Origin of the sequence: Mycobacterium sp. E2238, from assembly GCF_001672665.1 — a bacterium.
Classification (GTDB): domain Bacteria; phylum Actinomycetota; class Actinomycetes; order Mycobacteriales; family Mycobacteriaceae; genus Mycobacterium.
The window spans coordinates 15,462-27,046 of sequence record NZ_LZKF01000201.1 but is presented as its reverse complement, the minus strand read 5'-3'; the positions used below and the strand labels follow the sequence as shown (position 1 = coordinate 27,046).

14 protein-coding genes are annotated in these 11,585 nt (G+C 71.2%); 2 read left to right on the top strand and 12 right to left on the bottom strand.

The window, feature by feature from the left end; all coding sequences use genetic code 11:
• Window positions 1-215, top strand: a 215-nt coding sequence (locus A5711_RS27325) for a hypothetical protein (RefSeq protein WP_197520826.1), incomplete at its 5' end; no start/stop codon positions are given.
• Window positions 216-303: 88 nt separating this feature from the next.
• Here A5711_RS27325 and A5711_RS18595 read toward each other — a convergent pair.
• From A5711_RS18595 to ssd, 8 genes are read right to left on the bottom strand one after another with little or no spacing between them, the layout of a single operon-like run.
• Entirely contained in the window at window positions 304-1,089 is a 786-nt protein-coding gene (locus A5711_RS18595) for a prolipoprotein diacylglyceryl transferase (protein WP_067949049.1), read from the bottom strand.
• A 38-nt stretch (window positions 1,090-1,127) separates the two neighbouring features.
• Window positions 1,128-1,418 (bottom strand): Rv3654c family TadE-like protein, encoded by a 291-nt coding sequence (locus tag A5711_RS18590; protein WP_231972040.1) that lies wholly within the window; start codon window positions 1,416-1,418, stop codon window positions 1,128-1,130.
• A gap of 31 nt (window positions 1,419-1,449) precedes the next feature.
• Window positions 1,450-1,752 (bottom strand): TadE family type IV pilus minor pilin, encoded by a 303-nt coding sequence (locus tag A5711_RS18585; RefSeq protein ID WP_067949047.1) that lies wholly within the window; start codon window positions 1,750-1,752, stop codon window positions 1,450-1,452.
• A gap of 23 nt (window positions 1,753-1,775) precedes the next feature.
• Window positions 1,776-1,976, bottom strand: coding sequence for a DUF4244 domain-containing protein (locus tag A5711_RS18580; RefSeq protein WP_067949063.1), 201 nt, complete (start codon window positions 1,974-1,976; stop codon window positions 1,776-1,778).
• A gap of 18 nt (window positions 1,977-1,994) precedes the next feature.
• Window positions 1,995-2,591, bottom strand: a complete 597-nt coding sequence (locus tag A5711_RS18575) for a type II secretion system F family protein (RefSeq protein WP_197500972.1) — start codon at window positions 2,589-2,591, stop codon at window positions 1,995-1,997.
• Complete coding sequence (locus A5711_RS18570; RefSeq protein ID WP_067949045.1) at window positions 2,588-3,391, bottom strand: type II secretion system F family protein; 804 nt, start codon at window positions 3,389-3,391, stop codon at window positions 2,588-2,590. The genes A5711_RS18575 and A5711_RS18570 overlap by 4 nt, the downstream gene beginning before the upstream one ends.
• Window positions 3,388-4,560, bottom strand: coding sequence for a TadA family conjugal transfer-associated ATPase (locus A5711_RS18565; RefSeq protein WP_082975769.1), 1,173 nt, complete (start codon window positions 4,558-4,560; stop codon window positions 3,388-3,390). The genes A5711_RS18570 and A5711_RS18565 overlap by 4 nt, the downstream gene beginning before the upstream one ends.
• Window positions 4,557-5,609 (bottom strand): septum site-determining protein Ssd, encoded by a 1,053-nt coding sequence (ssd, locus tag A5711_RS18560; protein WP_067949059.1) that lies wholly within the window; start codon window positions 5,607-5,609, stop codon window positions 4,557-4,559. The genes A5711_RS18565 and ssd overlap by 4 nt, the downstream gene beginning before the upstream one ends.
• Before the next feature lie 512 nt (window positions 5,610-6,121).
• Between ssd and A5711_RS18555 the strand changes: the two genes are divergently transcribed.
• Complete coding sequence (locus tag A5711_RS18555) at window positions 6,122-6,967, top strand: HAD-IB family hydrolase (RefSeq protein WP_067949043.1); 846 nt, start codon at window positions 6,122-6,124, stop codon at window positions 6,965-6,967.
• 441 nt (window positions 6,968-7,408) lie between these two features.
• Here the strand turns inward: A5711_RS18555 and A5711_RS18550 are convergent, their stop codons facing one another.
• From A5711_RS18550 to A5711_RS18535, 4 genes are read right to left on the bottom strand one after another with little or no spacing between them, the layout of a single operon-like run.
• Entirely contained in the window at window positions 7,409-8,167 is a 759-nt protein-coding gene (locus A5711_RS18550; RefSeq protein WP_067949042.1) for an oxidoreductase, read from the bottom strand.
• A gap of 22 nt (window positions 8,168-8,189) precedes the next feature.
• On the bottom strand, window positions 8,190-9,806 hold the full coding sequence (locus A5711_RS18545) for an ABC transporter ATP-binding protein (RefSeq protein WP_067949055.1): 1,617 nt from the start codon (window positions 9,804-9,806) through the stop codon (window positions 8,190-8,192).
• Window positions 9,803-10,666, bottom strand: a complete 864-nt coding sequence (locus tag A5711_RS18540) for an ABC transporter permease (RefSeq protein ID WP_067949040.1) — start codon at window positions 10,664-10,666, stop codon at window positions 9,803-9,805. The genes A5711_RS18545 and A5711_RS18540 overlap by 4 nt, the downstream gene beginning before the upstream one ends.
• Complete coding sequence (locus tag A5711_RS18535) at window positions 10,659-11,585, bottom strand: ABC transporter permease (protein WP_067949038.1); 927 nt, start codon at window positions 11,583-11,585, stop codon at window positions 10,659-10,661. Before A5711_RS18535 ends, A5711_RS18540 begins: the two co-directional genes overlap by 8 nt.

Below are 11,585 nucleotides of genomic sequence, written 5' to 3'. Positions count from 1 at the left end.
CCTATGACATGAACCGGCCCTACCCGGGCTGGCAACCGCCGCCGAGCAAGCCGAGCGGCGGCGAAATCTTCGGCGCGGCCATCGCCGGGATGGCGCTGTATGCCGGAATCAACGTCGTCGTCGGCCCGCTGGTGCTGTTCGGCCTCGCCAATGCCGTCGCGCCGAAGATTTCGCCGCCGCTCGGCTTGCTCGGCGGCGGTTGCCAGCCCGGGTAGGGCCGGTTCATGTCATAGGGATAACCGGGTGGCGGCCAGTCCGGGGGCCGCCACCCGTCCGGAGGGGGCGGACCCGGTGGTGGGTTCGTCATGCGGCAACCGCCTCCCGTCGCAGAACGGTGTCGTAGTGGCCCCGCCGATATCCCAGGCGCAGCCGGACGGCGATCAGCAGGAGCGAGGGCAGGAGAAACCACTGCGGCCGGGTCAGGCCCAGCCACACGGTCTCGTTGGCCCGGACGAATTCGACCAGGAACCGGAACACCGCATACCCCGCCACGTAGAGGACGAACAGCTCACCCGGATGACTTATCCGGTTGCGCAGCCACAGCAGGACCCCGAACGCGGCCAGCTGGAAAGCGATTTCGTAGAGGAACGACGGGTGCATGGCCACGCCCGCGAGGCAACCGGGACATTTTGGTGTGCCGGCCGGGGCGTGGATGCCCCACGGCAGGCTGGTCGGGCGCCCCGGCGCTTCGGTGAGGTGGCAGCCGACGCGGCCGATCGCCATGCCCAGCGCGACCGCTGGCGCGAACAAGTCACCGGTCTTGCCGGTGTAGCCGCCGAGCCGCTTGGCGATCAGGACCCCGAGGTAGGCGCCGCACAGTCCGCCCAGAATGCTGCGCGATCCGAATTCCCACGCCTGCAGCAACGACGGGTTGAGGCGGACGTCGAGGTGCTCGGCCCAACCGGAGAGGCGCATGCCCACCGCGCCGCCGACCAGGGCGCCGGTCACCGCCACCAACGATTGTTCGTTGACCGCTCCACGCCGGCGGGCCTCGACCATGAACACGACGGCGGCGGCCAGGACGCCCAGCGCCACGAAGACACCATGCACCGGCAACACCAACGGGCCGATCCGCCATTGCGGCACCACGTCGACAGACTATTACGCGCGGCACCCGCGGGCCCGCGTCAGCCGCCAACGGGCCCCGCCCGCGCGGCGGCGCTCGCCGCGCCGCCGAAGACCGCGACCCGGACCCTGACGACGACGTCGAGATCGTCGATCCCACAACTGGCGTCGCCGATGTGCATCTCGCCGGCCACCGCCGTCGCGCGGGCGCAGGCCGCCTCGGCCCCCGCCGGCAGCCGGGCCGCCGCGGCCAACGCGGCAAGATCGGCCGCCGCCTGTGCGCGATGACGCGCCACCACCACCGAACCGAGGTACGCCCCGGCCCCCGTGACGCACAGCAGCACCGCGACCATCCAGGCCGCGACCAGGGTGGCCGAGCCCCGATCATCCCGACGGCTCCGCCATCGAGACCGCTTTGGCCGCAATGTCAAGCTCCGGCAACAACTTCGAGCGCGCGACGACGGTGGCGACCAAGAACTCACCGTCACGGTGCACCTCGATCCGCGCGCCGCCGGGGGCGATGCGGCGAGCCGCGCCGAGCGCCAAGCGTTCGTCGCCGCGGGCCGCCAACCGGGCCGCCTCGCGGGCGGCGTCCACGCAGCGAATCTGCATCGACACCGTGGTGACGCCGGCCAGACACAGCACCAGGACGACGACCAGCGTGGCGACGCCGAGCGCCGCCTCCACGGTGCTGGCACCCGCACTGCCGGTTAGACCTTGGTGTTGAGCGCGCGACCGATGATGTTGGTCAGCGCCGACACGACGGAGTCGCCGGTCACGACCGTGTACAGGATCGCCCCGAAGGCGGCGGCGGCGATCGTGCCGATGGCGTACTCGACCGTGGACATGCCCGACTCGTCGGACGCCAGGACCGTCACGCGGGCCACGAATGCCCAAAATATGTTGTGCAGCAATGCTTCCCTTTCTTCTCACCACAAACCCGACTGCAGGACGTCACCGGCGAGCCCGGCCACCACGGGAACGATCCCCAGGCACACGAACGCCGGCAGGAAACACAATCCGAGCGGTCCGGCGATCAGCACCCCCGCGCGCTCGGCGGTCGCGGTGGCCGCGTGCGCGGCGTCGTGACGGGCCTGGTCGGCCAGTTCGGAGACGCCCTCGGCCAGCGCCGCACCCGAGGCCGCCGATCGCCGAGCGAGCCGCAGCAACGCTTCGACCGGCGCATCGGCGGAGTCGGCACGGGCATCGGGCGAAACCGTCCAGGCGACAACGGGGTCGGCGCCCAGCGCCAGCAGATCGGCCGCGCGCCGCAGCACCCGGGCCAACGTCGGCGGCGCGGACGCTGCGGCGGCCGCCGCGGCGGTGGCCACCGCCATGCCCGCTTCCAGGCACACGGCCAGCACGTCGAGACAGGACGCGATTGCCAGTGGGTCGGGCCCGCGCGCCGGCCCCACCCGCGGGCGCGCTCGATGCTCGCGGACCGGCATCCGCGCCCGCGCCCGCACCAGCGACGGACCCGGGCCGATCCATGCGGCCACCGCCAGCAGGACCGCCGCCGTCGTCACGACTCGAGCCGATCGGTGATGCGGTCGGCCCACAACAGGCCGCCGCACGCCAGGGTTGAACCGACGACCAAGAGCCACCCGCCCGCGTGCCCGCCCAGCAGGAAGGCCAGCGGCCGCGCCCCGATCAGTTGGCCCAGCAGCACGCCGAGCACCGGCAGGCCCGCCAGGATCACCGCGGTTGCACGCGCACCGGCCATGTTCGATGTCACCCGCGCCGAGAACCGTTGCCGCTCGGCGATATCACGCTGCGCGGCGCGCATCAGGGTGGCTATCGCCAGGCCATGGTCGCTGGCCAGTTGCCAACACAACGCGAGGCGATCCCACTGCGCGGACAGAGCCGACGACTGCGCCGCCGCGCGCAAGCCGGCCGCGACGTCGGCACCCAACCTGGCGCGGGCGGCCACCGCCCGCAACGACTCCGCGACCGCGCCGGCGGTTTCGTCGGCGGCCACGCCGAACGCGCGCACCGGATGCGAGCCGACGCGCAGTTCGCCCACGAGCACGTCGAGCGCGCCTTCCAGCGCCTGCCCCTCGCACTGGGCGGACCGGATCCGGCGGCGGCGGTGATAGCGCAGGCTCACCGTGCCCCCCACTACCGCGACCGCCACCATCGTCGTCAGCGGCAGCAGCACGGCGGCGGCGCCCACGGCCGCCGCCGCAAGCCAGCCAGCCCCGCCGGGAGCGGTGCGCGGGCGCCACCGACCGACCGACACCGCCGGCGCGAGGCGGCCCCGCGGCGACGCCGGAAGGACGACGAGCGCGAGCGCCAACAGCAGCGCGCCGGCCGCGGGGCCGCTCATGCCGGCATCCGGCTTTGCAGCAGGCGATGCAGGAGGTCGGCGCCGCCGGTCATGCCCCCGTCGGCACGCCACACCGTGACCGCTCGCACCCGTCCCGCAACCTGGCGCAGCACGGCGATCTCACCCAGCCGGCGCCGCCCGGCGCGATCCCGGGTCACATGCAACAGCACCTGCACGGCCGCGGCGAGTTGACTGTGCAGTGCCGCGCGGTCGAGACCGCCCAGCGCGCCCAGCGCCTCCAGCCGGGCCGGAACTTCGGCCGGATTGTTCGCATGGACCGTGCCCGCTCCCCCGTCGTGGCCGGTGTTCAGCGCCGCCAGCAGATCCACCACCTCGGCACCCCGCACCTCGCCGACCACGATGCGGTCGGGCCGCATCCGCAGGGCTTGGCGTACGAGTTGGCGCACCGGAACCTCGCCGACGCCCTCGACGTTGGCGCACCGCGCGACCAGCTTCACCAGGTGCGGATGCCGGGGCGCCAGCTCGGCGGCATCCTCGACGCACACGATCCGTTCGGTGGGCGCGACGGCACCGAGCATCGCCGCGAGCAGGGTCGTCTTGCCGGCTCCGGTGCCGCCGCACACCAGGAAGGCCAGCCGCGCGGCGATGATGTCGGCGACCAGGGCGGCCGCCTCGGGAGTCAAGGAGCCCGCCGCGGTCAGGGCGGCCAGATCCTGGCTGGCCGGCCGCAGCACCCGCAGCGACACGCACGTGCCCGCGACCGCCACGGGCGGCAGCACCGCGTGCAATCGCACCGCGAACCCGGCGCCGATGCCGGTGAGCTGGCCGTCCACCCACGGCTGCGCGTCGTCCAGCCGCCGGCCGGCGGCCAGCGCCAGCCGTTGCGCCAGGCGCCGCACCGCCGCCTCGTCGGCAAACCGAATCGGCGTGCGGCGCAAGCCATTCCCGTCGTCCACCCACACCGCATCGGGCGCGGTGACCAGCACGTCGGTGGTGCCGTCCGCGCACAACAACGGTTCGAGGATGCCGGCGCCGGTCAGCTCGGTCTGCAACACCCGGAGATTGGCCAGGACCTCGGTGTCGCCCAACATCCCGCCGGACTCGGCCCGGATCGCGGCGGCCACGGCGGTCGGCCCCAGGGGAGCGCCCAGCGGGGCGGCTTCGGCGGCCAGCCGCTCGCGTACCCGGTCAATCAGCGAACCGCTCACGCGGCCCTGCCCTTTCGGGCCGGCCCCGACGAGGCACGCGGCAACACGGCGAGCACCTCGCGGGCCGCGGCGGCGAGCGCGGGTCGCCGTCCGACCCGGAGGCCGCCGCGCTCCACCTGCTCGGCCAAGCGCGGTTCGGCCCTCATGGACGCCAGCAACGGCAGCCCGGTGATGTCGGCGATCTCGCCTGCCCGCAACCCTCCCGGCGACGGACCGCGCACCACCAATCCCACGTTGGGGTTGACGGCGCCCAGCACCGGAGCCAGTGCACCCGTCGCCGCGCACGCGCGCACATCACATCGGCTGACCACGACGACGAGGTCGGCGGCATCGAGCGCCGCTTGCGCCGCGTCGGTGAGCCGACGCGGAAGGTCGCAGATTACCGTGACCGCGCCGCGGCGACCCGCATCGACGATGGCTTGCACGGGCGCCGCCGCCAACTCGTATCCGAAGCGGGTGCCGGACAGAACGCTGACTCCCCGGTGCCGCGGCAGCGCCGCACGCACCGACGACCAGTTGAGCCGGCCGCCCTGCAGCGCCAGATCCGGCCAGCGCAGGCCCGGCACACTCTCGGCGCCCAGCAGGAGGTCGATGCCGCCGCCCCACGGGTCGAGGTCCACCAGCAGCGCATCGGTGGTGGCCTGCGCCAGGGCGACCGCCAGCGACGAAGCGCCGGCCCCGCCGCACCCTCCGATGACGGCAAGGACTTCGCCGCGCGACCCGTCGTCGCGCGAGGACTCGGCGGCCTCGGCGAGCGCCCCCACCAAGTCGCGCTCCTGTTCGGGCAGCCGCAGCACCAGCCCGGCCCCCACCGCGACGGCCGCGGCCCACGTCGGGTTCGCCGGATCGGCCGCCGTGAGCACTATCACGTGCAGGCGGCGCGGCAGCGCCGCCCGCGCACAGCTGTCGGCCGCCGCTTCATCGAGCACCACGGCCGCCGCGGCCGACCACGTTTTGCGACTCACGACGCCGCCGGCGTGGACCACCCGGACACCGACGGCCGCGGCCACGCGGTCCAAATCCCGGCGCAGCCCCGGATCCGCCAGCACCGCCAAGAGGCCCGCGGAAGCCGTCACTTCGTCCGGCGAGGTGCTAGTCACGCGCCCACTCTGGCGGGTTCGAGATGTTGGACACCAGTCCCAAATGCGGATCTGGGGATAGAGACGCGAGTGTGCACAAAGGCATCGACCGGCGCTCGACCGGCGCCAAGGAGACGTAACGTCCGCAACCAATTGGACGGCCGCGCCGCGCGGTCCGTATGCGCGGAACCGGCGTCTGAAAGACCGGAAAAAGACCCCACAAAAGGGACGACCCCCGCCAGGGGGGGAGGAGGCGAGGGTCGTCGTGCATCAGCCCCGGGGGGTCGGGCTGATACACCCTCGGCTCAGGCCGAGTAATGCTTACTATACACATGACAAGCCGCGGTAACGCAATAGCTCTTTCTATGAAAGAACACGTTGAGCCGCAAAAACACTGGTGTTACCACCGGTCCCACTTTGCTGAGCGGCCTTTTCGGGCCCGGAATCCCGGCGCCGCCGCGCGACCGACCTATGCTGGGTCGGTGACCGTCTTCGACCCGGCCGCGGAGCAGCACACGGCGGCGACGTCCGCTCCCCGGGCCCGCACCGCGGCCTTCTTCGACCTGGACAAGACGATCATCGCCAAGTCCAGCACGCTGGCGTTCAGCAAACCGTTCTTCAACCAGGGGCTGCTGAACCGCCGCGCCGTGCTCAAGTCGAGCTACGCCCAGTTCATTTATCTGCTCTCCGGCGCCGATCATGACCAGATGGACCGGATGCGCCTCCACATGACCAACATGGTCACCGGATGGGACGTCGATCAGGTCAAGTCGATCGTCAACGAAACGCTGCACGACATCGTGACGCCGCTGGTGTTCGCCGAAGCCGCGGACCTCATCGCCGCCCACAAATTGTGTGGCCGCGACGTGGTGGTGGTCTCCGCCTCCGGCGAGGAAATCGTGGCTCCGATCGCACGGGCGCTCGGCGCCACCCACGCGATGGCGACCCGCATGGTCGTCGAGGACGGGCGGTACACCGGCGAGATAGCGTTCTACTGCTACGGCGAGGGCAAGGTGCAAGCGATCCGCGAGCTGGCCGCCCGCGAGGGCTACCCGCTGGAGCATTGCTACGCGTACTCCGACTCGATCACCGACCTGCCGATGCTCGAATCCGTCGGCCACCCCAGCGTGGTGAATCCCGACCGCGGACTGCGCCGGGAGGCCGTCGAACGCGGTTGGCCCGTGCTGTCGTTCTCGCGACCGGTGTCGCTGCGCGACCGCATCCCGGCGCCGTCGGGTGCGGCGATCGCAACGACCGCGGCGGTGGGCGTGAGCGCGCTGGCCGCCGGCGCGGTCACCTATTCGCTGTTGCGCCGCTTCGCGTTCTAGTCCCGACCAGGGCGCCGACAGCAAACACATTTCGGCGCAGCTTCGCAAGTTTTGCAAAATTGGGCCTTGCTGCGTTAAGGGTCTAGTAGTACAAAGGAACCACGGAAGCCCGGTGAGGCCTAGGTCGATCCGGAAGAGAAGGTTCGATCTCCCGACCCGGGCGCCCAGCACGGTGCTCGGCACCCACGCGGAGTCATAGCCGCGATAATGGCAGAAGTGTTGCGGGCCTGCGTAATTGCGAAATGTGGATGGTGTCGACGGCCCTTTGGGTGGGGTTGCAACCGAAGCGTCGCAAGATCGCCGAGGCCAACCCACGCAGCCCCGAAATGCACGCATGGTAACCGAGTTCCGTGCTAGCGGGCGGCGGACCGAATACTTCGGGACGTCGCCCGCTTTGCATTGTCCGGCAGCGCTTTCTGCGGCCGCCGGCTACCGATTCAGCTACCGACTCGACAGCGAATCGGCGATGGTCAAAGCCTCCTGCGCGCCGGCCCGCATCGCCCGGCAACAGAGCAGCAGCCAGGCCCCCACCCCGGCCGGCGTGCCATCGGCGAAGCCTTGCGCGGCGTCGCGATAGTCGGCCGGCTGGCGCATCCAACTGACCTCGGGCACACCCAATCCATGTGGATCCAACCCACTGGCGATGGTCACCAACCGGGACACCGCGCGAGCGACCACGCCATCGGCGCTGCCGAACGGCCGCAACGTCAGCAGTTCGCCGTGGGCGACGGCGGCGACCACCGGCGCCGGCGCCTGGGTACCGCCGCTCACCAAATCCGCCAGCAACTCCAGTCGCGGCCCGACGCCGGCATCGGCGCGAGGCCGGCCCAGCCGGTCCTCGTCGACCTGGTCGGCCGCCGCCAGCACATGCAAGCGGGCCAGCGCCTGCAGCGGCGCCCGCCGCCAAATCCCGACCAGCGGGCCCTCGCCGCCTTCGAGCGCCTGCGCCACCCGCAGCGCCCCGCCGAACACCGGATCACTGACGGTCCCGGCGTCCGCGAGGTCTTCCAACCGGACCGGACCACCGTCGAGCACCGACGAGGCGCGGGCCGCCCGCAACGCCGCTTCGGCGGCGGTCACCGGCCATCCGCGCAGGTTGGCCCGGTGCCGATGGGCGCGGCCCAGGGCGTCCCGGGCCCGGTCGCTGGCCTCGGCGACGCCCGGCAACTCCATCAACGGAGCCAGTGGATCAGCCGTCACAGGTTGCCAACCTATCCCGGCTTCAACTATCGGATGTCGGTGCGTGCGGGATGGCCTCCAGCAGCCGGCGGGTGTATTCGTGCCGGGCCCGGGTGAACAGCTCGTCGGTGGGGGCCTGCTCCACCACCCGACCGGCGCGCATCACCAGGACGTCGTCGGCGATCTGCCGGATCACCGCCAGGTCGTGGCTGATGAACAGGTAAGTGAGGCCCAGCTCGGTCTGCAGCTCGGCCAGCAGATCCAGGATCTGCGCCTGCACCAAGACGTCGAGCGCGGAGACCGCCTCGTCGCAGACCAGCACCTCGGGCCGCAGCGCCAGCGCCCGGGCGATCGCGACCCGCTGCCGTTGGCCACCCGACAGCTCACGGGGCAGCCGGCCCAAAACCGATGACGGCAGCGCGACCTGGTCGACGAGTTCGCGCACCGCTCGCTCGCGCTGCCCGCGGTCGCCGAGCCGGTGTATGCGCAGCGGTTCCTCGATGGCGCGAAAAACCGTGTGCATGGGATCCAGGCTGCTGTAAGGGTTTTGGAAGACCGGCTGCACCCGCCGCCGGAAGGCCAATTGCTGGTCCCGGCTCAGCGCGTCGTCGATGCGGATGCCGTCGAAGACGACCGTGCCCGAGCTCGCCGGCAGGAGGCCGAGCACCATCTGCGCCAGGGTGGACTTGCCCGAACCCGACTCCCCGGCGATCGCCAGCGTGCTCGCCCGCCGCAGCCGGAACGAAACCCCGTCTACGGCGCGGAATTCCGCTCGCCGCCACGGCGCGCCGCGCGACTCGCGGTAGACCTTGGTCAGCTCAGAGGCGACCAGGATGTCGTCGGACGGCCCACGATCCGCCGGGCGGGGCCGGGCCGGGATTTTGACCGTCAGCGACGGCGCCGCGGCCACCAGCCGCCGGGTGTACTCGTGCTGCGGGTCCCGCAAGATCGACTGCGCCGCACCGGATTCCACCACGACGCCCTCGCGCATCACGACGACGGACTCGGCGCGTTCGGCGGCCAGTGCCAGGTCGTGGGTGATCAACAGCAGCGCGGTGCCGAGTTCCGCGGTGAGCCCCTGCAGGTGGTCGAGCACCTGGCGCTGGACGGTGACGTCCAGCGCGGAGGTCGGCTCGTCGGCGATCAGCAGCCTCGGCCGCCCCGCCAACCCGATCGCGATCAGGGCCCGTTGACACATGCCGCCGGACAGCTGGTGGGGATAGCGGGCCGCTTGTTTCGCCGGGTCCGGCATGCCCGCCTGCGCGAGCAGCTCCACGGCACGCCGCCGCGTCTGCCGGTCGGAGGTGTTGGCCCGCAACGCTTCCGACACCTGGAAGCCGACCTTCCAGACCGGGTTGAGGTTGGTCATCGGGTCTTGGGGTATGTAACCGATCTCGCGGCCCCGGATGGAGCGCAACGTCCGGCGGTCGGCCCTGGCGATGTCGGATCCGTCGAAGACGATGCGCCCGGCGGTAATTCGGCCGCCGGGAGGAAGTAGCCCGAGGATCGCCGCCGCCGTGGTGGATTTCCCCGATCCCGATTCGCCCACCACCGCGACCGTGTGGCCGGGCAAGACGGTGAGGTCGACGCCGCGGACGGCGGCGTGATCACCGAAACTGACTTTGAGGCCCTCGACGGACAGCAGCGGCATGTCGTTCATGGCCGCCACGCTCGAGACGCCGGGTCGAGGGCGTCGCGCAGCGCGTCGCCCATCATCATGAAGGCCAGCACCGTGGCCGCCAGCGCACCGGCGGGATAGAACAGGATGGGCGAGCCCGCCCGCAGCCGCGTCTGGTCGAGGTTGATGTCGCCGCCCCAGGACACCACCGACGTGGGCAGTCCGACGCCCAGGTAGGACAGCGTGGCCTCGGTGACGATGAAAACTCCCAGGGCGATGGTGGCCATCGCGATGACCGGGCCAAGGGCGTTGGGCACCGCATGACGCAGCAAGATCTGAAAGCGACTCAGCCCCAACGCTTTCGCCGCGAGCACGTAGTCACTGGTGCGCACCGCGAGCACCGATCCGCGCGCGATACGGGCCACCTGCGGCCAGCCGAACAAGGCGAGGATGGCGATCACGGTCCATACCGTGCGGTGGTGCATGACCTGCATGAGCACGATGGCGGCCAGCAGCAGCGGCAGTCCGAAGAACACGTCGCTGATGCGGGATACCACCGCGTCGATCCAGCCGCCGTAGAATCCGGCCAGGGCGCCGAGCGCCCCGCCGACGACGAACACGACCAGGGCGGCGCCCAAGCCGACGGTGACCGACGCCCGCGCGCCGTAGACGGTGCGGGCGTAGACGTCGTGGCCCTGCAGGTCGGTGCCGAACCAGTGCGCGCGCGAAGGCGGGAGGAGGCTCTGCCCGGGGTCGGCGTAGGTGGGGTCGGCGCCGGTGAACAAGGCCGGAAACATCGCGACCGCAATGATGAGCAGGATCAGCAGGCCGGCGACGACGAACTTCGGGCGGCCGCGCAGCCCGCGCCACGTGTCGCGCCAAAAGCCCGATCGCTCAGCCATACCGGATCCTGGGATCCAGGACGGCGTACAGCAGGTCCACGGCCAGATTGGTGATCAGGTAAATCAGCACCAGCACCGTCACTATCGACACCACGGTCGGCGCCTCCTGTCGGGTGACGGCCTGATACAGCACACCGCCGACGCCGTGGATGTTGAAGATGCCTTCCGTCACAATGGCTCCACCCATCAGCGCGCCCAGGTCGGCACCCAGGAACGTGACCACCGGGATCAGCGAATTCCGCAGAATGTGCACCGTCACCACGCGGGGCCGGGACAACCCCTTGGCGGTGGCCGTGCGGACATAGTCGGCGTGCGCGTTCGCGGCCACCGCGGATCGGGTCAGCCGCACCACGTAGGCGAACGACACCGAGCCCAGCACGATGCCCGGTAGCAGCAGACGCCCAAACGTCGACCGCTCCCCCACGGTGACCGGCGCGATCCCCAACCTCACCCCGAAAACGAACTGGGCCAGGAACCCCAGGACGAAGATGGGGATCGCGATGATGACGAGTCCGGCGATCAGGACGGTGGAATCGAAGACTCCCCCCGTGCGCAGTCCGGCGATCACGCCGAACCCGATGCCCAGCACCGCCTCGACGGCCAGGGCTATCAGCGCCAGCCGCACCGTCACTGGAAAGGCATGTGCGAGAACGTCACTCACCGGCAGCCCGGAGTAGGACCGGCCCAAGTCGCCGTGCAGCACGCCGCCGAGGTAGCGCAGGTACTGCACGAGGAACGGATCATCGAGGTGGTAGCGGGCCCGCAATTGCGCGGCGACCTCGGGGGTGAGCGGGCGGTCCCCGGCGATCGCGGCCACCGGGTCACCGGGCAACAGGAAGACCATGCCGTAGATCAGCAGCGTGGCGCCGAGGAAGACGGGCACCATGATGGCGATGCGGCGCGCGATGTACCAACCCAT

Excerpts from the sequence above, each read along its gene's own strand:
- A5711_RS18590 (WP_231972040.1), bottom strand. The coding sequence starts at position 1,418 with ATGGTCGCGGTGCTGCTGTGCGTCACGGGGGCCGGGGCGTACCTCGGT.
- A5711_RS18570 (WP_067949045.1), bottom strand. The coding sequence starts at position 3,391 with ATGAGCGGCCCCGCGGCCGGCGCGCTGCTGTTGGCGCTCGCGCTCGTC.
- A5711_RS18545 (WP_067949055.1), bottom strand. The coding sequence starts at position 9,806 with ATGAACGACATGCCGCTGCTGTCCGTCGAGGGCCTCAAAGTCAGTTTC.
- A5711_RS18540 (WP_067949040.1), bottom strand. The coding sequence starts at position 10,666 with ATGGCTGAGCGATCGGGCTTTTGGCGCGACACGTGGCGCGGGCTGCGC.
- A5711_RS18535 (WP_067949038.1), bottom strand. The coding sequence starts at position 11,585 with ATGGGTTGGTACATCGCGCGCCGCATCGCCATCATGGTGCCCGTCTTC.